Source organism: Amnibacterium setariae, from assembly GCF_003581425.1.
Lineage (GTDB): Bacteria > Actinomycetota > Actinomycetes > Actinomycetales > Microbacteriaceae > Amnibacterium > Amnibacterium setariae.
In genome coordinates this window covers 856,197-876,192 of the sequence record NZ_QXTG01000002.1, presented here as the reverse complement: position 1 = coordinate 876,192, position 19,996 = coordinate 856,197, and the positions used below count along the sequence as shown (strand labels likewise).

The window sequence follows — 19,996 nt, the reverse complement described above, 5'->3', positions numbered from 1 at the left end:
CGTCGTCAGCGCGCTGACCGCCGCCCGCCCTCCGGGGAGCACCCGCCGCCGCATCGGCGTGATGGGCGGCACCTTCGATCCCGTCCACCACGGCCACCTGGTCGCCGCCAGCGAGGTCCAGCGGGTCTTCGACCTCGACGAGGTCGTGTTCGTGCCCACGGGGCAGCCGTGGCACAAGACGCCCGTCACCGAGGCCGAGCACCGGTACCTGATGACCGTCATCGCGACGGCCTCCAACCCGGGCTTCACCGTGTCGCGCGTCGACATCGACCGCGGCGGCGTCACCTACACGGTCGACACGCTGCGCGACCTCAAGACGCAGCACCCGGACGCGGACCTCTTCTTCATCTCCGGCGCGGACGCGATCGCGCAGATCGTGACGTGGAAGGACCTCGACGAGCTGTGGGAGCTCGCCCACTTCGTCGCGGTGACGCGGCCTGGGCACCAGCTGTCGGTCTCCGGGCTCCCGCAGGGCGACGTCAGCGTGCTCGAGGTGCCCGCGCTGGCCATCTCGTCGACGGATTGCCGAGCGCGTGTGCGACACGGCGCACCGGTTTGGTACCTCGTCCCGGACGGTGTGGTTCAGTACATCAGCAAGCACCGGCTGTACAGGAGCGAAGCATGACGTCTTGGCAGGACCAGCAGACGCGCGGGGGCGCGGGTGGCGGCGTCGACGCTTCCTCCGGGGCCCCGCTGAGCCGCCGCGCCGCGCGCGAGGCCGAGCGGCGCGCGGCGGAGGCGCTCGCGGAGAAGCAGCCGCACCCGAGCGGCGTGGTCGACTTCGAGCCCGGCGAGTACAACCCGCAGTTCGCCCCTGACCAGGGGTTCGACGTCGGCGACACGCAGGACATCTGGGCCGCGCTGACCCGCGGCCAGCAGCCGCAGACGCCGCCCGCGCCCGATCTCGACGCGTTCCGCTCCGGCGTGCCGGAGACCCCGAGCGCGCCGCGCCAGGACGCCGCCGGCATCAACGGGGACCTGCTCGACCGCGTCCGGGACGCGGTGCTCCGCCGCGAGGCGCCGCTGGGCGGCCGCCCCGAGCAGCCGCAGCAGCCCGCCGCGCCGCAGCAGCCGGCGGCGTTCGGCCAGCCGCCCGTGCTCGACGCCCCGTCCGGGCTGACCCGCCGGCAGCGCCGCGAGCAGGAGAGCGCCGACGTGCGCGAGGACGGCCTGCCCGTCGAGCTCTTCGCCGACCCGCGCAGCGCCGCGCCCGCGCCGCAGCCCGCCGGCTTCGAGGGCTACGACTACGAGGACGACGGTTACTACGACGAGCCGTACACGCCCGAGCCGACCGTCGCGATCCCGCGGCAGCCGGTCGACCTCGAGCAGCCGTCCAGCACGACGAACCCGATCAGCCTCCCGCAGGCGTTCAGCGAGCCCGTCGGGGACGACGCGATCACCTTCTCGAGCCCCGTGCCGGTGACGCCCGCGGATCCGCGCGACCAGTGGCCGACGGCCCGGGTCGACCCCGCCTTCATCCAGCCCGCCCAGGCGTGGAGCGCCGAGGACCAGGGCTGGGACGACGACGAGGACGACTGGGAGCCGCAGGCCTACGAGCCGCGGTCCTCCGCTCCCGGCCCGACCCCTGCGCAGCCCTTCGCCGCCGCGCAGTCGCCGTTCCAGGCGCCCCAGTTCCAGAGCGACCAGATCGGCCCGCCCAGCGAGGTCACCGACCTCGCCGGGTTCGAGGCGCTGATCCGCAAGGCGCGCCAGCAGCCCCAGCCGCAGGAGCAGGCCCCCGCCGGCCCCGCCCTCGCGTGGGCGGACGAGGAGGAGGTGCAGGAGGGGTTCACCGGCCTCCTGAGCCGCTCGGTCCAGGGCTCGCACGGCTCGTCGAACGCGCTGATCCTGCCGAACGACCCGCAGCCGGACCTCACCCAGGCGGTCAGCGCCAACGGCGACATCTTCATCACCGGCTCGATGAACCTGCCGCGCAGTCTGTCGACGACCGGCGCGCACAGCGACCTCTACGACTCGCCCGACATCGACCGCCTGTACGAGGCGTCGCAGGACGAGCCGTCGGCCGGCGTCGCCCCCGTGAGCGCGAAGAAGGCGGTCAGCGGGGCCCCGCACGAGCGCGGCTTCTCGACCAAGCCGCACCGCGGCGGGAACATCCTCCCGACGGTCCTCGCGATCGTCGCCGGTGCGATGGCTGTGGGAGTGGTGACTCTGCTCGTCGGCAGCTGGGTGCTCAAGCTATTCTGATCCTCCAGATGGAGCAGCAGATCAGGTCCCAGGTGCAGGAGGCGGCGGAAGCCGCCCTCTCGAGGAACGCGACGGACCTGGTGGCGCTCGACGTCTCCGGCCGTCTCCCGCTCACGGACGCGTTCCTCATCGCGTCCGGCAGCAGCGAGCGGAACGTGAGCGCGATCGCCGACGCGGTCGACGAACGGCTCGGCGCGAGCGGCATCACCCTCAAGCGGCGGGAGGGACGCGGCTCCGGTCACTGGGAGCTGCTCGACTTCGGCGACGTCGTCGTGCACGTCTTCCTCGAGGAGGACCGCGCGTACTACGCCCTCGAGCGGCTGTGGCGCGACTGCCCGGTCATCCCGATCGAGGAGCGCGCCGCCGCGTCCTGACCCTCAGCGGTCGGCCGCCCGGTAAGCCGTCATCGACGTGCCGTACCGGCGGTGGAACGCGCGGGCGAGCTGCTCCTGGTCGGCGAAGCCGTGCCGGAGGGCGAGCGCCCTGAGGTCTGGGCGCCGCTCCGCCGCGCGCAGCGCCGCGGCGACCCGTTCGAGCCGTCGCTCGCGGATGAACCGCGCGACGGTGAGGTCCCGGTCGTCGAACGCCCGGTGCAGGTAGCGGAGGCTCACGCCCAGCGCGGCGGCGATCTGCGGCGGCCGCAGGTCGGCGTCCGCGAGGTGCCGCTCGATGTACTCCACCGCCGCACGGTGGACGCGCCCGGGCCCGGGCGGCGGGGTCTGCGCGGGGATGAGCTCCGTGAGGATCGCGGCCTGGAGGTCGATGAGCCCGCGCGCGGCGAGCTCCGCGTCGAACGTCCACGCCTCGTCGAGCCGTGCGGACAGGTGCCAGAGCAGCTCGACGACCGCGTCGACGAGCGGCGTGTGGGGGAGCGGGCCGATCGGCAGGCCCTCCAGGTGCTGCACGACGGCCGGCAGGCTCGACACGGGCAGCGTCGCCGTGACCACGACGACGGGCTCGTCCGCCTGGTAGGCGTACGTCCTCGTGCGGCTGGTGAAGATCGCGTCGCCCGTGCCGAGCCGCTGGGGGCGGCCGCCCGGCGGCGCCGCGTGGACGGTTCCGCTCCGCACGGTCAGGAGCCGGAGGATGTCGCCGTCCGCCTCGGGGTCGCTCCCGTCGACGATGGCGCGGTGCGGGGTCATCCGCGTCCGGCGCAGGACGAGCGGCCCGAGCTGGACGCGCGCGAGCTCGGCCTCGAAGCCCTCCGCGTCCCGGCTCTCGAACCGCCCCTCGACCGGCATCGATCGCATCCCCGCGGGGCCGGCGAACCGCTGGCGGTCGATCAGCGGCCGGGGCAGCGCGCCGTCCGCGTCGATCGACGAGGGAGCCGTGAAGGGCGGCATCGCGCCGTGCAGCGTCATGCGTCCTCCCTCGATGGGCTCGCATCCTCCGCGCGCACCGCCCGGGTGTCGAGGGCTTGCCGATCGCGCGGCGGGGGAGTAGCGCCGCACACCGCTGATCGAGGTGCGAGCGCAGCGAGCCTCGAGATCAAGGACGACGAAGGCCCCGTCCTCGTGGACGGGGCCTTCGCGATGGTGGATCTGAGGGGACTCGAACCCCTGACCCCCTGCATGCCATGCAGGTGCGCTACCAGCTGCGCCACAGACCCTCACATGCCGCCGGAGCGGCCTGTCGAGTGTACACCGACGCCGGGCCGCGCCGATCACCCGGTTCGCGCGTCATACCGCGGAGCGACCGCCGACCAGCTCCCCGAGCCGCTCGCTCGACCGCTCCGCCGCCTTCGAGCTGCTGAGCGAGCCGATGGCCACGATCGCCAGCGCCGCGCCCGCGACCGTCCACCACAGCGGGTGCGCGTCGGTCGCGAACGAGCGCGGCACCCGCCCGCCCGCGCCGGAGGCGCCGGTGATGGAACCGGCGAGGGCGATGCCGAGCGACGTGCCGACCTGGCGGCCGGTGGACGCGATCGCGGACGCCGCCCCCGCCTGGTCGTTCGGCATGCCGGACACCGCCGTGTTCGTGATCGGCGCGTTCACGAGCCCGAACCCGAGCCCGAACACCGCGAAGACGACGGCGAGCAGCGCGACCGGTGCCGACGAGGTCGTGAGGGCGAGCGCGACGGCCGCCGCGGCGATGAGCAGGCCCGCCAGCGACATCGGCAGCCGGGTGCCGAGCGAGCCGACGAGCCGCCCCGAGACCGGCGACGCGACGAGGATCGCGATCCCCGCGGGCATGAACAGCAGGCCGGTGAGGATCGGCGAGAAGCCCTTCACGTCCTGCAGGAGGAGGGTGTTCGAGAACAGGAACGCGCTCCACGAGCCGAACGCCAGCACGGCGGCCACGACGGCGCCGGAGAACGGGATGCTCGTGAAGAACCGGGGGTCGATGAGCGGCTCCTGCCGCCGCAGCTCCGCGGGCACGAACAGCGCGAGGGCGACGGCGGAGACCGCGAACGCCCCGAGGGTCGCCGGCGACGCCCACCCGAGCTCGGGGCCCTCGATGATCCCGAACACCGTGCCGGCGAGGAGCACGACGACGAGCACCTGGCCGACCGGGTCGAACCGGCGGCGCCTCGGCGCTCGGGACTCCGGCACGAACAGCGTCGTCAGCACGAGCGCGGCCACGACGACGGGCACGTTGACCCAGAAGATCGCCCGCCAGCCGACCGTCTCGACGAGCAGCCCGCCGACGAGCGGGCCGAAGCCGAGCGAGACCCCGCTGATCGCGCCCCACACGCCGAGCGCGCCGGCCCGCGCCTTCCGGTCCTGGAACGCGTTCGTGATGATCGAGAGCGAGACGGGGTTCAGCATCGTGCCGCCGAGCGCCTGCAGCACCCGGGCCGCGATCAGCGCGCCGTCGGAGGGCGCGGCGCTGCAGGCGAGCGACCCGAGCCCGAACACGACGAGACCGATGCGGAACACCCGCTTCCGCCCGAACCGGTCCGCGCTCGAGCCCGCGAGCACGAGCAGCGCGGCGAGGGTCAGCGTGTAGGCGTCGAGCGTCCACTGCAGGCTCGTGACGCCGGCGTGCAGCTCCTTCCCGATCGTCGGGAGGGCCACGTTCGTCACGGTCGCGTCGAGCGTGACGATGAAGAGGCTGAGGCAGCAGATCGCGAGGATCAGCTTCGGGTGCCGCTGCCGGGCCGGGGGTTCGTCGGTCACCGCGGCAGCGTAGGAACCCGCGCCTGGGGGCGCGGACGACGTCCAGCGGAGGGGGTCGGGCGGAGGGTCAGGCGGGCGACACCGGGCCGAGCACCGCGGTGGCGATCGTGCCGAGCGCCGAGTCCTGCGTGGACGGGTTGAAGGCGCCCGCCAGCACGTCCCGGTAGAGGCGGGAGAGCTCGGAGGACGCGGCGTAGCCGCTGCCACCTCCCACGAGGACCGCCTGGTCCACGACCGCCTTCGCCTGCTCGGTCACGCGGACCTTGAGGCCCGAGGCCTTGGCGAACCAGCGCCCGCCGTGGTCGGCCCGCTCGTCGACGTCGCGGGCGAGCGAGCGGATCTGCGCGTCGAGGCCGTCGTCGAGCAGGGCCGCCGTCGCGACGCGGCGCCGGACGTCCGGGTCGTCGGACCGGGGCGCGCCGCCGAGCTTCAGCGACGTGCGGCGCTTCGCCGCCTCCGCGGCCAGCTCGACCGCGCGGTGCGCGATCCCCGCGTAGACGCTCGCGAGCAGGATCTCGAAGTTCACGAAGACGCCGAAGATCAGCGGGTCGGGGTTCGGGCCGGGCGGCAGGCGCCGGACCACCCGGTCCGCGCGCGCGACCGCGCCGTGCAGCCGCGTCGTGTCGCTGCGGGTCGCCCGCTGCCCGAGCGTGTCCCAGGTCTCGTCGATCTCGATGCCCGGGGCGTCGCGGTCGAGGAACGCCCAGACGATGCGGGGGCCCTCGTCGCCTCCGGCGTCGAGGCCGAAGGTGCCGAGCCGCGTCCACACGGGGGAGAGCGACACGGGGGTCTTCACGCCCGTGTAGGCCACCGAGCCGTCCTCGCGGGTCACCGCCTCCACCGTGGAGCCGAACAGCACGAGGTCGTTGCCCGGTTCGCTGACGCCGAACGCGAACACCTCGCCGGCGGCCGCCTCGCGCAGCAGGAAGTCGAGCGAGGCGTCCCCGCGGTCGTGCAGCGTCTTGGCGACCGCGGTCCACACGAGGTGCATGCCCACCGCGAGGGCCGTCGCCGGCGCCGCGGCGGCGAGCCGGGACTGCTCGCGCGTCAGCTGCTCGAGGGTCAGGCCCCACCCGCCGAGGTCGGCGGGGACCAGCGCGGCGAGGTAGCCGGCCGCCCGGAGCTCGGCGAGGTCGTCGTGCGGGAAGGAGCCGTCGCGGTCGTGCGCGGCGGCGCGGGACGCGACGCGCTGCAGGAGGTCGTCGGCGAGGGCGGGGGTGGGCACGCCGCAACGCTACGCGCGCCCGCGCGAGCGGCCGCGCGGCGGACGGACCGCGGACGCCCGGCCGGGTCGCACCCCACGCCCAGCGGCTGCTCATTACGCTCCCGGCGTGACCTCCACCACGATGATCATCCTCGGCGCGAGCGGCGACCTCACGAAGCGGCTGCTCCTGCCCGGCATCGGCAGCCTGATCGCGGGCGGCGACGAGTCCGACCTGCGGCTCGTCGACGGCCTGAAGGTGGTCGGCAGCGGCCGCTCGGACCGCGCCGACGAGTGGCGCGAGACGATCTCCGGCGCCTTCGAACAGGTGGGCGCGACGGGCGACGCGGTCGACGCGATCCTGTCCTCCACCCGCTACGTGCAGGCGGACCCGACGTCGGAGGAGGACTGGGGGAGCCTGCTCGGCGAGGTCGAGGGCGACCTCGTCGTCTACTTCGCGCTCCCGCCGGCGATCGTCTCGAAGGTCGCCGCGGTGCTCGCCGACCTGGACCTGCCGGAGCACACCGTGCTCGCGGTGGAGAAGCCCTTCGGCGACGACGCCGACAGCGCGGTCGCGCTGAACGAGGCGCTCCGCAAGGTGGTGCCGGAGGAGCGGATCCATCGCGTGGACCACTTCCTCGGCCAGCGCGCGGCGCTCGCGATGCTCGCGACGCGCTTCAACAACCGCCTGCTCGAGTCGTCCTGGAACGCCGACCAGATCGAGCGCGTCGAGATCGTCTACGACGAGAAGCTCGGCCTCGAAGGACGAGCGGGGTACTACGACACCGCGGGCGCCCTCCGCGACATGCTGCAGTCGCACCTGCTGCAGGTGCTCGCCGTCACCACCTGCGAGGCGCCCTCCGACCTCGATCCCGAGCACCTCCGGAACAGCCTCGCCGCGGTGCTGTCCGTGACCCACGTGTGGACCGGCGGCAAGGTCTTCCCGAACACCGACGCCCCGTCGCGGCGCGGCCGCTACACCGCGGGCGAGGTCGACGGGAAGCGGCTGCCGGACTACGTCGCCGAGGAGGGCGTCGACCCGGCGAACGAGACGGAGACCCTCGCCGAGATCGCCCTCGAGGTCGACAACGCCCGCTGGGGCGGCGTGCCCTTCGTCCTCCGCTCGGGCAAGGCGATCGGCGACCCGGCCAACGAGATCCGCGTCACCTACCGCCCGGTGCGGTTCCGCCCCGAGGGCCAGACCGGCGACGGCCACGCCGAGGTGCTGCGGTTCGGCTTCAAGCCGCCGCGCATCGAGTTCCAGTTCACCTCGGGCGGCGGCGAGATGCCCTTCCAGCTCGAGCCGGTCGAGGTGAGCGGCCGCCTGCCGAAGAGCGCCGTCACCGAGTACGGTGAGGTGATCCGGGGCGTGCTCGGCGACGACCCGACCCTGTCGATCCGCGGCGACGTCGCGGTGCAGTGCTGGAACATCGTCCAGCCCGTCCTCGACGCCTGGAAGGCGGGCGAGGTGCCGCTGGAGGACTACGCGGCGGGCAGCAGCGGCCCGGCCTCCTGGAGCTGACGGCCGCCCGCCGGCCGCCGGCTCAGAGCAGGCCCATCTCCTCGAGGGCGACGGCGAAGCCGCCGCCGTCCGGGGCGTAGGCCCACGAGACCGAGGTCGTCTCCTCGCGCCGGTCCTCCTTCGAGCGACCGCCGGCGAGCACCGCCTCGCCCGCGGACAGCTGCCGGATGCAGATGGCGGCGACGTTCTCGGGGTGCTCGGCGGCGAACCCGCTGTAGGTCTCCTCGTCGTGCTGCCCGTCGTCGCCGATCAGCAGCCACCGCATGTCGGGGAACTCCTCCGACAGGCGCTCGAGCTGCTCGATCTTGTGCGCCCGCCCCGAGCGGAACACGCGGTCCGGCGTGGGGCCCCAGTCGGTCAGCAGCAGGGGCCCCGGCGGGTACAGGTTCCGGCCGAGGAAGCGCCGGAGCGTCGGCGCGACGTTCCAGGCGCCTGTCGACAGGTAGAGGAAGGGCGCCGCGGGGTGCGTCCTGCGGATGCGGTCGTAGAGCACGGCCATGCCCGGCGTCGGCGTGCGCGCGTGCTCGTTCAGCACGAACGTGTTCCAGGCCGCCAGCAGCGGGCGGGGGAGCGCGGTGACCATCACCGTGTCGTCGATGTCGGACACGACGCCGAACGGCGCGGCGGGGTCGAGCACGAACACCGGGGCCTCGACCGGGGCCGACTCGGCGCCGGCGCCCTCGGTCCGCAGCACGATGCGGTGCCAGCCGGGCGTCAGCTCCACGGCCACCCGCACGTCGATGACGCCGCCGGAGTCCGCGACGACGTGGTGCACGGTGTCGCCGATCTCCACGCGGACGGGCGCGCCGTCGATCGGGATGCCGGTGAAGCTGCGCCAGCCGCGGAACGACTCCTGCGGCGACTCGGACGGCAGCTGCGTCGTGATGAGCACCCGGCCGAGCACGCGGACCCACGAGGTCGAGCCGTAGCCGGTGTACGGCACGACGAGCGGGACGCGACCCCGGCGGCGGGCGCGCTGCTCCCGGAACTCCCGGACCGCGCTGTCGATCCGCATCGCGCGGCCGATCGCCTGCTCGACCGTGGGAGGCGGCGTGCGCCGGCGGAACGGGCGACGCGTCGATGGGGCCACGACGCGAGTCTTCCAGACGGTTCCCGTGCTCACGGGGCGTCACAAACCTGCACGACGGCCGGGGGCGCGCTTGGATGTCCGGAGCGGTCCGTATATTGAGCGGGCTCACGCGGACCGGAAGGGGCTTGACATGAGCATCGAGTTCCGACACGTGCGCAAGACCTACCCCGACGGCACCACGGCGGTCGAGGACTTCTCCCTCGTCGTCCCGTCGCACTCCACGACCGTCTTCGTCGGGTCGTCCGGCTGCGGCAAGACCACGCTCCTGCGCATGATCAACCGGATGGTCGACCCGAGCGACGGGCAGATCCTCATCGACGAGGAGGACGTCTCGCGCGTCGAGCCCGTCGCGCTGCGCCGCCGCATCGGCTACGTCATGCAGAACTCCGGGCTGCTGCCGCACCGCACCGTGATCGACAACGTCGCGACGGTGCCGATCCTGACCGGCACGCCGAAGGCGAAGGCGCGGCAGGACGCGCTGGGGCTGCTCGACCGCGTCGGCCTCGACCGCGCGCTCGCGAACCGCTACCCGGGCCAGCTCTCCGGCGGCCAGCAGCAGCGCGTCGGCGTCGCACGCGGGCTCGCCGCCGACCCGAACATCCTGCTGATGGACGAGCCCTTCGGCGCGGTCGACCCGATCGTGCGCGACGAGCTGCAGCAGGAGCTGCTCCGGCTGCAGCGCGAGCTCGGCAAGACGACCGTGTTCGTCACCCACGACATCGACGAGGCCTTCCTGCTCGGCACGCAGGTGGTCATCCTGAAGCGCGGCGGCGTCGTCGCCCAGATCGGGACCCCGGCCGAGATCCTCGCGAACCCCGCCGACGACTTCGTCGCGGACTTCGTCGGCGCGAAGCGCGGCAAGCGCCGCCTCACCGCGGAGGAGCGGGGCGCCGGCGACGACGTGCTGCTCGTCGACGCCGCCGGCTACCCGGCGGGCCTCATCGCCGCGCCGGGCGGCCGCCTGGAGCTCGCGGACGCGCTCGCCGCGGGCGCCGGCCCGAAGTCCCGCAGCGTCTCGAACAAGACGGACCAGGCGGGCGACGCCTGATGGACTGGGTGTGGAGCCACCTCGACCTGATCTGGTCGTCGACCCTGGCGCACGTCGCGCTCTGCGTGCCGGCGATCGTCCTCGGGTTCGTGGTCTCCGTGCCCCTCGGCTACTGGGCCTCCCGCTCGACCGCCGCCCGCGGCGTGCTGCTGACCCTCGGCAACGTCCTCTACACGATCCCCGGCATCGCGCTCGTGGTGCTCGTCCCGGTCGTGCTCGGGCTGCCCATCCTCAACCCGCTCAACGTGACGATCGCGCTCCTGATCTATGCGGTCGCGATCATGGTCCGCTCCGCGGCCGACGCCTTCGCGAGCGTCGACGCCGACGTGCGCGGATCCGCCCGCGCCCAGGGCTTCTCGGGCCCCCAGCTGTTCTGGCGCGTCGAGCTGCCGCTCGCCGGCCCGGTGCTCCTCGCGGGGATCCGCGTCGTCTCGGTCAGCACGATCAGCCTCGCCACCGTCGCCGCCCTCGTCGGCATCCCGAGCCTCGGCGGCTTCTTCACCGACGGGTTCCAGCGCAGCTTCGCGACCGAGGTCGTCACCGGGCTCGTCGCCGTGCTCGTCCTCGCCGCGGTCTTCGACGTCGTCATCGGCCTGATCGGCCGGGCCCTCATGCCGTGGAACCGCGGGCGCCGCCTGACCTCCCGAGCGGCGAAGACGCTCGCGACGGCCGTTCCCGGCGGCGTGGGGGCGAACCTCTGATGCTCTTCCTCCAGGCGATCCAGTGGATCCTCGACCCCGAGCACTGGGCCGCGGTGAACTTCCAGGCGGGCATCGCCGAGGAGCTCGGCGCCCACCTCTGGCTCTCGTTCCTCGCGCTCGTGTTCACGGCCGCCGTCGCGCTGCCCGTCGGGCTCTACATCGGGCACACCGGGCGGGGCCGCGGCTTCGCGATCGTCGTCGCGAACGTCGTGCGCGCGGTGCCGACGCTGGGGCTGCTGTCCGTGCTGCTGCTGGTGTCGCTCGCCCTGCCGCCCGCCGTGTTCGTGTTCGTCCTCCTCGGCGTCCCGCCGCTGCTCGCCGGCGCGTACGCCGGGCTCGAGGCCGTCGACCGGCAGACGATCGACGCGTCCCGCGCGATGGGCATGACCGAGTGGCAGATCCTCCGGCGCGTCGAGCTGCCGCTCGCGGCGCCGCTCATCCTCGGCGGGCTCCGGGGCGCGACGCTGCAGATCATCGCGTCGGTGACCCTGGTGTCGAACTTCGGCATCAACAGCCTCGGTGACTTCATCCTCGGCGGCCTCGCCGCCAACGACTACGTGCAGATGACGGCCGGCGCGATCCTCGTGACCGTGCTCGCCCTGCTCGTCGACGGCCTGCTGGCCGTCGTCCAGCGCTTCGCCGCGCCGCGCGGGGTGTCCCGCGGCCGCGGGACCACCACAGCACGGGGCCGACGCCTGTCGGTCCCGACCGGGACACCTGTTTCGGAAGGGAACTAGCACCATGTCCATCACACGACGAGGCCTCCTCGGCACCGCGGCGGTCGCCGCGGCGCTCACCCTCGGGCTCGCGGGATGCGCGAACTCGAGCAGCATCGGCGGCGGGAGCAGCAGCAGCGCCGCGGCATCGGGCGGCGCGACCGCCTCCGGCGACGCGAAGTCGATCGTCGTCGGCTCGGCGAACTTCGGCGAGAACGAGATCCTCGGCTACATCTACGGCGGCGCGCTCGCGAACAAGGGCTACAGCGTCTCGTACAAGCCCGCCATCGGCGCGCGCGCGGCGTACCTGCCCGCGCTGCAGAACGGCGAGATCAACCTGGTCCCGGAGTACGCGGGCTCGCTGCTGTCCTACCTGGACAAGACGGCGAACGCGAAGTCGGGCGACGCCGTGAAGTCGGGCATCGACGCGAAGATCGGCACGCTGAACGCGAAGGCGCTCGACTTCGCGGAGGCGGCCGACTCCGACTCGCTGAACGTCACCTCCTCCTTCGCGAAGGAGAAGGGACTGACCTCGATCGCCGACCTGTCGAAGGCGGGCACCGTCACCATCGCCGCGAACCCCGAGTTCGCGACGCGGCCCGACGGCATCAAGGGGCTGCAGTCCGTCTACGGCCTGAAGGACGTCAAGTTCAAGGCGATCAACGACGGCGGTGGCCCGACGACCCTGAAGGCGCTGCTGAACGACCAGGTGCAGGTGGCCGACATCTACTCGACGACCCCGTCCATCAAGCAGAACAAGCTGGTCACGCTGACCGACCCGAAGAACCTCTTCGCGTCCCAGCAGGTCGTGCCGATCGTCTCGACGAGCAAGGCCACCAGCGACCTCGAGTCGATCGTCGACGGCGTCTCCGCGAAGCTGACGACCGAGGACCTGCTCGACCTGAACACGAAGGCGTCGGGCAGCGACAAGCCCGACTACCAGGCGCTCGCGAAGGCCTGGCTGTCCGAGAAGGGCTTCTGACCCGTACTCCGACGAGGGCCGGCACTCCGCGAGGGGTGCCGGCCCTCCGCCGTGCCGGCGGTCGGTCAGGGCCGCTCGAGGCGGTGCAGCAGCCGCTTGCCGAACCAGGCGATGAGGAGGAAGACCACCACGCCGCCGAGCACGAGCCAGCCCGCGAAGTGGAGCTCCTGCGCCAGGGCGCGGTAGCTGGACCCGGCGGCCTGCCCGACGGACACGTAGAGGGCCGCCCACAGGACGCAGGCGGGCGCGGTCCACGCGAGGAATCGGCGGTAGGGGTAGTGGCTCGCGCCGACGGTGACCGGGATCAGCGCGTGCATCACGGGCAGGAACCGGCTGACCAGGATCGCGACGCCGCCGCGGCGGTCCAGCCAGCGCTCCGCGCGGAGCACGTGCTTCTGCCCGATCCGCCTGCCGAGCCGGCTGCTCATGAGGCGCGGCCCGAAGAACCGGCCGATCACGAAGCCGACCGTCTCGCCGGCCAGGGAGCCGGAGACGACGGCGGTGACGAGCGCGAGCCACTCGCCGAACCCGCGGCCGGCCGTCGCGGTGAACAGCACGATCGTGTCGCCCGGGATGACGAGCCCGACGAAGAGGCTGGTCTCGCAGAACATGCCGATGAAGGCGACGACGTACCGCCATCCGCCGAGTTCCGCCAGATGCTCCAGCAGCATCGTCAGCCAGGCGTCCAGTGGCGCTCCTTCGTCGTCGCGGCCAGCGTACGGCGCCGTCCGCCCGCTCGGCAGCCCGTACGCGGACGGGCGCACCTGCAGCGACCTCTACAGTTGAAAGCTGTCCCGCGCCTGAAACACGCCTGAAACACGAAGGACCGCGATGCCCGAGACGACGCCCGACGAGCTGCCCGCGTTCGCGCAGCTGCAGGAGAAGTGGCAGCCGATCTGGCGGGACGGCGGCTTCTTCCGCACCGACGACCCCGAGGACAAGCGCCCGCGCAAGTACATCCTCGACATGTTCCCGTACCCCTCGGGCGATCTGCACATGGGTCACGCCGAGGCGTTCGCGTTCGGGGACATCACCGCGCGCTACTGGCGGCAGCGCGGCTTCAACGTGCTTCACCCGATCGGGTGGGACTCGTTCGGCCTGCCCGCGGAGAACGCGGCGATCAAGCGCGGCTCCGACCCGCGCGAGTGGACCTACTCGAACATCGCGCAGCAGAAGGCGTCGTTCGAGCGCTACGGCGTCAGCTTCGACTGGAGCCGCGAGCTCCACACCTCCGACCCCGAGTACTACAGGTGGAACCAGTGGCTGTTCCTGAAGCTGTACGAGAAGGGGCTCGCGTACCGGAAGGACAGCTGGGTCAACTGGGACCCGGTGGACCAGACGGTGCTCGCCAACGAGCAGGTGCTGCCCGACGGCACGAGCGACCGCTCCGGCGCGGTCGTCGAGAAGAAGAAGCTCACGCAGTGGTACTTCCGCATCACGGCCTACGCGGACCGGCTGCTCGACGACCTGAAGCAGCTCGAGGGCACCTGGCCCGCGAAGGTCATCGCGATGCAGCGGAACTGGATCGGGCGCAGCAACGGCGCCCGGATCGACTTCCGCATCGAGGGCCGCGACGAGCCGGTCACCGTCTTCACGACCCGGCCCGACACGATCCACGGCGCGACCTACATGGTCGTCGCGCCCGACTCCGACCTGGCCGCCGAGCTGGTCGAGGGCCAGCCCGCCGAGATCGCCGAGCCGTTCGCCGCGTACCTGGCGCGCGTGCAGTCGACGACCGAGGTCGAGCGGCTCAGCACGGACCGGACCAAGACGGGCGTCTTTCTCGGCCGCTGGGCGATCAACCCGGTGTCGGGGGACCGGCTGCCGATCTGGGCCGCCGACTACGTGCTGAGCGACTACGGCACCGGCGCGATCATGGCCGTGCCCGCGCACGACCAGCGCGACCTCGACTTCGCCCGCGCCTTCGACCTGCCGGTCAAAGTCGTGGTGGACACGTTCCAGCCCGTGACCGGCGTGATCCCGGTGATCCCGCCGGACGGCGAGCTGCCCGACATCGAGTCGGTCGACCCCGCGGTCACCGGCGTCGCGCTGACCGGCGAGGGGCGCCTGGTGAACTCCGGCAGCCTGAACGGCCTGTCGAAGACCCGCGCGATCGAGCAGGCGATCAAGGAGCTGGAGGCCGCCGGAACCGGCCGCGCGGCGAAGAGCTACCGCCTGCGCGACTGGCTGATCTCCCGGCAGCGCTTCTGGGGCACGCCGATCCCGATCATCCACGCCGCCGACGGCACCGAGATCCCGGTGCCGGAGGACCAGCTGCCGGTCGTCCTGCCGTCGACCGAGGGCCTCGACCTGAAGCCGAAGGGCACCTCGCCGCTCGGCGCGGCCACCGACTGGGTGAACGTGCCGAACCCGATCGACGGCACGCCCGCGAAGCGCGACGCCGACACCATGGACACGTTCGTCGACAGCTCCTGGTACTTCCTCCGGTTCCTGTCCGCGAACGACGACACGAAGGCCTTCGACCCCGCCGAGGCGGACAAGTGGGCGCCGGTCGACCAGTACGTCGGCGGCGTCGAGCACGCGATCCTGCACCTGCTCTACGCGCGGTTCATCACGAAGGTGCTGTTCGACCTCGGCTACGTCCACTTCACCGAGCCGTTCAGCGCGCTGCTGAACCAGGGCATGGTGCTCGCGGGCGGCGCGAAGATGTCGAAGAGCCGCGGCGGCGTCAGCCTCTCCGACGAGCTCGGGCGCTTCGGCGTCGACGCGATCCGCCTCACGATGGCGTTCGCCGGCCCTCCCGAGGACACCATCGACTGGGAGGACGTGCGCCCCGGCGGCCAGGTGAAGTTCCTGAACCGCGCCCTCCGGCTCGCGATGGACGTCACGAGCGCGCCGGACGTGGTCTGGTCGAGCGGCGACGAGTCGCTGCGGCGCCACACCCACCGCTTCCTGGCCGATCTGCCGGTCCTCGCGGAGACGTTCAAGTTCAACGTGGTGATCGCGCGGATCATGGAGCTGGTCAACGTCACGCGGAAGGCGATCGACAGCGGCCCCGGCGGGGCCGACGGCGCCGTGCGCGAGGCGGTCGAGACGATCGCGGTCGCCCTCAGCCTCTTCGCGCCGTACACGGCGGAGGAGATGTGGGAGCGGCTCGGCTACCCGCCGTCGGTCGCCCTCGCCGGCTTCCGCAAGCCCGACCCGACCCTCCTGATCGAGGAGTCCGTCACCGCGATCGTGCAGGTCGACGGCAAGGTCCGCGACCGCCTCGAGGTCTCGCCGAAGATCACGGCGGAGGACCTCGAGCGCCTCGCCACCGCGTCGGACCTCGTGCAGCGGTCCGTCGGCTCGCGCCGCATCGCGCGCGTCGTCGTGCGGGCGCCGAAGGTCGTCAGCATCGCCACCGAGTGACCATCGCCCCCTCCCCAGCCCGGATCCGGGCCGGGGAGGGAGCGGACCGCCCCCGCGGTCGCAGCGGGCTCTAGCGTCCCCGCGTGGATCGACTCCGGGAGCGACTGGCCGCCCTGCCGCGGGAGCGGCGGCTGCCCCTGGCGCTCGCAGCCGGCGCGGCGCTGCTCGTGCTCGTCGCGGCCGTGCTCGTCGCCGCGGGGCAGGCCGCGGGCAGCACGACGGAGCCGTCACCCGTCGCCGTCCGGCACGCGGAGCCGAGCCCCGCGCAGACCCCGGTGCTCGTGCACGTCACGGGGGCGGTGCGCCGCCCGGGCCTCGTCGCGCTGCCGACCGGTGCGCGGCTGATCGACGCCGTGACCGCGGCGGGCGGCCCCCGTCCGTCGGCCGACCTCGGCGCCGTCAACCTGGCGGCCCGCGTCGTGGACGGGCAGCAGGTCGCGGTCCCGGAGCGCGGTGCGCCGCGCTCGTCCGCCCCGCCCGCGGCCGCGGGCGGCAGCGCGGCGCCGGTGAGTCTCAGCACCGCGACGGCGGAGCAGCTCGACGCCCTGCCCCAGATCGGTCCGGCGCTGGCCGCGCGGATCGTCGCCTACCGGGAGGCGCACGGGCCGTTCGGCGCCGTGGGCGACCTCGCGCAGGTCGGCGGCATCGGCCCGAAGACCATCGCGGGGCTGCGCGACCTCGTGACGCCGTGAGCGGGCGCCTCGTCCGGTCCGGCCTCCTGCTGCCGGCCGCCGCCGTCTGGCTCGTCGCGCTCGTCGGCGTCGCCGCGCCCGCGGCGGCACCCGTCGGGATCGTCGCCTCGCTCGTGGCCGCCGCGGCCGTCCTCGCGACCCGGCTGCGGACGCGCGGCGCCGCGCTGCTCGTCGTCGGTGCGCTGCTCGCCGCCCTGGTCCTGGCGGCCGTCGCAGCCGGGGACGCGCGGCGGCATCCGCCGGAGCTGCCGCTCGGACGTCCCGTCGTCGCCACGGTGCGCATCGACGAGCGGAGCGCGACGACCGGGGCGAGCGCGGCCGGCGCGTTGCGCGCCCGCACGATGCTCCGCGGAGCGGTGACGCGGGTCGCGGCCCACGACGTCGACGTACCGGTCCTGCTCTTCGCCGACGGCGCGGGCGCGGCGGTGCGCCCGGGGGCCTCGGTGCGAGCGCGGGTCGTTCTGCGGCCGGCCGCCCCGACCGACGGCGCGGCCGCGATCGGCTCGGTGCTCGGCCCCGTGCGGGTCGTCCGGTCACCGCCGCCGCTCCAGCTCGCGGCGACGGCCCTGCGGGCCGGGCTCGTCGAGCGGACGAGCGCCCTGCCCGGCGACGGCGCGGCGCTGCTGCCCGGCCTCGCGGTCGGCGACACCGGCCGGGTCGGGGCGGACCTGGAGCAGGCGATGCGGGACTCCTCGCTCACGCACCTCACCGCCGTCTCCGGGGCGAACTGCGCGGTCGTCACCGTCGCGGTCTTCGCGCTCGCCGGGCTCCTCCGGCTGCCGCGCACGGCGCGGGTGGTGCTCGCGGGCGCGGCGCTCGCCGGGTTCGTCGTCCTGGTCACGCCCCAGCCGTCGGTGCAGCGGGCCGCGGCGATGGCCGCCGTGGCGCTGCTCTGCGCGCTCCGCGGCGGGCGCGCCGCCGGGGTCCCGGCGCTCGCGGTGGCCGTGCTCGCGCTGCTCCTCGTCGACCCCTGGCTCGCCTGGAGCCCGGGCTTCGTGCTGAGCGCGGCGGCCACCGCCGGCCTGCTGCTCCTCGCCCCGCCGCTCGCGGAGCGCCTCGGCCGCGTGCTGCCGCGCCGGCTCGCCCTCGTGCTGGCGGTGCCGGTCGCCGCGCAGGCGGCGTGCCAGCCCGTGCTCGTCCTCCTCCAGCCCGGCGTGCCCGTCTTCGGCGTCGTGGCGAACCTCCTCGCCGAGCCCGCTGCGCCCGTGGCGACCGTGCTCGGGCTGCTCGCGTGCCTGCTCGGCCCGATCGCACCGCCGCTGGCCTCGGCGGCCGCGCTGCTCGCCTGGCTGCCGGCCGCCTGGATCGGGCTCGTCGCCAGGACGACCGCCCGGCTGCCGCAGCTCGGCTGGCCGGCGGGGGCGCTGGGCGCCGCGCTCGCCGGAGCGCTGCTCGTCGCGGGGGTCCTGCTGCTCGCCCGCCGCGCGCCCGGCCGCGTGCGCCTGCTCGGCGGGGTCGTCGCGGCGGTCGGCCTGCTCGCGGTCGTCGGCGGCGTCGCCGGTGCCGCGGTCGGGCGGCTCACCGGCACCCCGCACGACTGGATCCTGGCGGCGTGCGACGTCGGGCAGGGGGACGGCCTGGTGCTGAACGGCGGGCACGGCCGGTTCGCGGTCGTCGACACCGGCCGCGACGCGCCGCCGATCACGGCCTGCCTCGACCGGCTCGGCGTCGACCGCATCGACCTGCTCGTCCTCACCCACTGGGACGCGGACCACGTCGGCGCCGCCCGCGCGCTCGCCGGCCGGGTCGGCACGGCGTTCGTCGGGCCGAGCGACGGCCCCGAGGGCGACGCCCTCCGCCGCGACCTGCAGCGCGCCGGCGCCGCCGTGCAGCAGGTGCACCGCGGCGAGACCGCACGGCTCGACGACCTCCGGCTCGACGTGCTCTGGCCGCCGGACCCGCTCGACGGGATCGAGCCGGGGAACCCGGCGAGCGTGACCCTGCACGTGACCGGCCGCGGCGCCTCCGCCCTGCTGACCGGCGACCTCGGGGAGGCCGCGCAGGACGCCCTGCTCGCCGCCGGACCCGTGCCCCACGTCGACGTCGTGAAGGTCGCGCACCACGGCTCGGCCGACCAGAGCCCGGCCCTCTACGCCGCGGCGGCAGCCCCGATCGGCGTCGTCTCCGTCGGGGCCGGCAACGACTACGGCCATCCCACGCGGCGCCTGCTCGGGATCCTCCGGAGCACCGGCATGCAGCCGGTCCGCACCGACCAGGACGGCCTCGTGCTCGTCGCCCGGCGGCAGGGGCGGGCGGTCGTGTGGACCGAGCGGCCGGTGACGGCCGCCGTGTGGACCCCGGCCGAGTAGGTTCGAGGGCATGGCAGCCCGGGCCGCGACGCGATCCGCCGCGCGGATCCCGCAGGTCGCGTGGAACGAGGCCCGGCCCGCTCCGGTCGTGCTCGTCTCCGGCCCGGAGGAGCTGCTCGCCGAACGGGCGATCCGGCGGATCCGCGAGACCCTCGCGGCCGCGGACCCGAGCCTCGAGGTGAGCGACCTCGACGCCTCCTCGGCGGTGCCCGGCGACCTGACGACGCTGGCGAGCCCGTCGCTGTTCGGCGAGCCGCGCCTCATCCGCGTCGCCGCCGTCGAGCGCCTCTCGGAGGCGTTCCTGAACGAGGCGCTCCGCTACCTCGAGGCGCCGGACGAGGGCGCGACGCTCGTGCTCCGGCACGGCGGCGGCGTGCGGGGCAAGAAGCTGCTCGACGCCGTGCGCGGCGGCGCGGGAGGCGGCATCGAGATCGCCTGCGCCGAGGTGAAGCGGGACGCGGACCGGTCCTCCTTCGCCGCGGCGGAGTTCCGGGCCGCCGGCCGGCGGGTCAGCCCGGGCGCGCTCCGCGTGCTCGTCTCCGCGTTCCAGGGCGACCTCGGCGAGCTGGCGAGCGCCTGCCAGCAGCTGATCGCCGACACCGCCGGCGACATCGGCGAGGGCACCGTGCAGACCTACTACGCCGGCCGGATGGAGACCGACGCCTTCGCCGTCGCGGACGCGGCGCTCGCCGGACGCGGGGGAGAGGCGCTGGTGCTCCTGCGCCACGCGATCGACAGCGGTGCGGACCCGGTGCCGATCATCGCGGCGCTGGCCGCGAAGCTGCGGGCGATGGCGAAGGTGCTCGACGCGCGCGGGCAGGCCGCCAAGATCGCCGCCGAGCACGGCATGGCGCCGTGGCAGGTCGACCGGGCCCGGCGCGACGCGGCCGGCTGGGAGGCCGCCGGGCTCGGCCGGGCGATCGTCTTCACCGCGGAGACCGACGAGCGGGTCAAGAGCGGCGCCCGCGACCCCGAGTTCGCCGTCGAGCGGCTGGTGCGCCTCATCGCCCGGCGGGGCGAGACCGCCTGACCGGCGACC

The 19,996-nt window shown here is 74.2% G+C and carries 17 protein-coding genes and 1 tRNA gene; 12 read left to right on the top strand and 6 right to left on the bottom strand.

Translation table 11 applies throughout. The annotated features are described in order from the left end of the window. Nucleotides 1-13: 13 nt before the first annotated feature. Genes nadD through rsfS form a run of 3 tightly spaced genes read left to right on the top strand, consistent with a single transcriptional unit; the run spans nt 14 to nt 2,579 of the window. Entirely contained in the window at nt 14-625 is a 612-nt protein-coding gene (gene nadD / locus D1781_RS12125) for a nicotinate-nucleotide adenylyltransferase (RefSeq protein WP_267899806.1), read from the top strand. After that, nucleotides 622-2,205: a hypothetical protein gene (locus D1781_RS12120; RefSeq protein WP_119482520.1), complete on the top strand. Its 1,584-nt coding sequence runs from the start codon at nt 622-624 to the stop codon at nt 2,203-2,205. The genes nadD and D1781_RS12120 overlap by 4 nt, the downstream gene beginning before the upstream one ends. A gap of 8 nt (nt 2,206-2,213) precedes the next feature. Further along, a complete protein-coding gene (gene rsfS, locus D1781_RS12115) occupies nt 2,214-2,579 on the top strand; it encodes a ribosome silencing factor (protein ID WP_119482519.1) in 366 nt (121 codons plus the stop codon). Nucleotides 2,580-2,582: 3 nt separating this feature from the next. On the opposite strand, the gene D1781_RS12110 is transcribed toward rsfS, so the two are convergent. From D1781_RS12110 to D1781_RS12095, 4 genes are all read right to left on the bottom strand, one after another. Further along, the gene (locus D1781_RS12110; RefSeq protein ID WP_119482518.1) at nt 2,583-3,566 is read right to left on the bottom strand and encodes a helix-turn-helix domain-containing protein; all 984 of its coding nucleotides are present in this window, start codon (nt 3,564-3,566) and stop codon (nt 2,583-2,585) included. 172 nt (nt 3,567-3,738) lie between these two features. Further along, nucleotides 3,739-3,814: transfer RNA gene (locus tag D1781_RS12105), tRNA-Ala, on the bottom strand. A gap of 70 nt (nt 3,815-3,884) precedes the next feature. Further along, complete coding sequence (locus tag D1781_RS12100; protein ID WP_119482517.1) at nt 3,885-5,324, bottom strand: MFS transporter; 1,440 nt, start codon at nt 5,322-5,324, stop codon at nt 3,885-3,887. 67 nt (nt 5,325-5,391) lie between these two features. Beyond that, nucleotides 5,392-6,549: an acyl-CoA dehydrogenase family protein gene (locus D1781_RS12095; protein WP_119482516.1), complete on the bottom strand. Its 1,158-nt coding sequence runs from the start codon at nt 6,547-6,549 to the stop codon at nt 5,392-5,394. Nucleotides 6,550-6,655: 106 nt separating this feature from the next. Between D1781_RS12095 and D1781_RS12090 the strand changes: the two genes are divergently transcribed. Then, on the top strand, nt 6,656-8,047 hold the full coding sequence (locus tag D1781_RS12090; protein WP_119482515.1) for a glucose-6-phosphate dehydrogenase: 1,392 nt from the start codon (nt 6,656-6,658) through the stop codon (nt 8,045-8,047). Nucleotides 8,048-8,069: 22 nt separating this feature from the next. Here the strand turns inward: D1781_RS12090 and D1781_RS12085 are convergent, their stop codons facing one another. Next, on the bottom strand, nt 8,070-9,137 hold the full coding sequence (locus tag D1781_RS12085; RefSeq protein ID WP_407641667.1) for an App1 family protein: 1,068 nt from the start codon (nt 9,135-9,137) through the stop codon (nt 8,070-8,072). Between the two features lie 130 nt (nt 9,138-9,267). Between D1781_RS12085 and D1781_RS12080 the strand changes: the two genes are divergently transcribed. Genes D1781_RS12080 through D1781_RS12065 form a run of 4 tightly spaced genes read left to right on the top strand, consistent with a single transcriptional unit; the run spans nt 9,268 to nt 12,584 of the window. Then, on the top strand, nt 9,268-10,185 hold the full coding sequence (locus tag D1781_RS12080) for an ABC transporter ATP-binding protein (protein WP_119482514.1): 918 nt from the start codon (nt 9,268-9,270) through the stop codon (nt 10,183-10,185). Continuing rightward, nucleotides 10,185-10,886 (top strand): ABC transporter permease, encoded by a 702-nt coding sequence (locus D1781_RS12075; protein ID WP_119482513.1) that lies wholly within the window; start codon nt 10,185-10,187, stop codon nt 10,884-10,886. The genes D1781_RS12080 and D1781_RS12075 overlap by 1 nt, the downstream gene beginning before the upstream one ends. Beyond that, on the top strand, nt 10,886-11,623 hold the full coding sequence (locus D1781_RS12070; protein ID WP_119482512.1) for an ABC transporter permease: 738 nt from the start codon (nt 10,886-10,888) through the stop codon (nt 11,621-11,623). Before D1781_RS12075 ends, D1781_RS12070 begins: the two co-directional genes overlap by 1 nt. Nucleotides 11,624-11,627: 4 nt before the next feature. Beyond that, nucleotides 11,628-12,584, top strand: a complete 957-nt coding sequence (locus D1781_RS12065; protein WP_119482511.1) for an ABC transporter substrate-binding protein — start codon at nt 11,628-11,630, stop codon at nt 12,582-12,584. Nucleotides 12,585-12,649: 65 nt separating this feature from the next. Here the strand turns inward: D1781_RS12065 and D1781_RS12060 are convergent, their stop codons facing one another. Then, entirely contained in the window at nt 12,650-13,255 is a 606-nt protein-coding gene (locus D1781_RS12060; protein WP_119482510.1) for a DedA family protein, read from the bottom strand. Between the two features lie 160 nt (nt 13,256-13,415). Between D1781_RS12060 and leuS the strand changes: the two genes are divergently transcribed. From leuS to holA, 4 genes are all read left to right on the top strand, one after another. Continuing rightward, a complete protein-coding gene (leuS, locus tag D1781_RS12055) occupies nt 13,416-15,956 on the top strand; it encodes a leucine--tRNA ligase (RefSeq protein ID WP_119482509.1) in 2,541 nt (846 codons plus the stop codon). An 83-nt stretch (nt 15,957-16,039) separates the two neighbouring features. Beyond that, the gene (locus D1781_RS12050; protein WP_199706577.1) at nt 16,040-16,648 is read left to right on the top strand and encodes a ComEA family DNA-binding protein; all 609 of its coding nucleotides are present in this window, start codon (nt 16,040-16,042) and stop codon (nt 16,646-16,648) included. Further along, the gene (locus D1781_RS12045) at nt 16,645-18,957 is read left to right on the top strand and encodes a ComEC/Rec2 family competence protein (protein ID WP_119482508.1); all 2,313 of its coding nucleotides are present in this window, start codon (nt 16,645-16,647) and stop codon (nt 18,955-18,957) included. The genes D1781_RS12050 and D1781_RS12045 overlap by 4 nt, the downstream gene beginning before the upstream one ends. Before the next feature lie 10 nt (nt 18,958-18,967). After that, nucleotides 18,968-19,987: a DNA polymerase III subunit delta gene (gene holA / locus D1781_RS12040; protein ID WP_119482507.1), complete on the top strand. Its 1,020-nt coding sequence runs from the start codon at nt 18,968-18,970 to the stop codon at nt 19,985-19,987. Nucleotides 19,988-19,996: the final 9 nt, after the last annotated feature.

Excerpts from the sequence above, each read along its gene's own strand:
- D1781_RS12120 (WP_119482520.1), top strand. The coding sequence starts at position 622 with ATGACGTCTTGGCAGGACCAGCAGACGCGCGGGGGCGCGGGTGGCGGC.
- rsfS (WP_119482519.1), top strand. The coding sequence starts at position 2,214 with ATGGAGCAGCAGATCAGGTCCCAGGTGCAGGAGGCGGCGGAAGCCGCC.
- D1781_RS12110 (WP_119482518.1), bottom strand. The coding sequence starts at position 3,566 with ATGACGCTGCACGGCGCGATGCCGCCCTTCACGGCTCCCTCGTCGATC.
- D1781_RS12080 (WP_119482514.1), top strand. The coding sequence starts at position 9,268 with ATGAGCATCGAGTTCCGACACGTGCGCAAGACCTACCCCGACGGCACC.
- D1781_RS12075 (WP_119482513.1), top strand. The coding sequence starts at position 10,185 with ATGGACTGGGTGTGGAGCCACCTCGACCTGATCTGGTCGTCGACCCTG.
- D1781_RS12070 (WP_119482512.1), top strand. The coding sequence starts at position 10,886 with ATGCTCTTCCTCCAGGCGATCCAGTGGATCCTCGACCCCGAGCACTGG.
- D1781_RS12065 (WP_119482511.1), top strand. The coding sequence starts at position 11,628 with ATGTCCATCACACGACGAGGCCTCCTCGGCACCGCGGCGGTCGCCGCG.
- D1781_RS12060 (WP_119482510.1), bottom strand. The coding sequence starts at position 13,255 with ATGCTGCTGGAGCATCTGGCGGAACTCGGCGGATGGCGGTACGTCGTC.
- leuS (WP_119482509.1), top strand. The coding sequence starts at position 13,416 with ATGCCCGAGACGACGCCCGACGAGCTGCCCGCGTTCGCGCAGCTGCAG.
- holA (WP_119482507.1), top strand. The coding sequence starts at position 18,968 with ATGGCAGCCCGGGCCGCGACGCGATCCGCCGCGCGGATCCCGCAGGTC.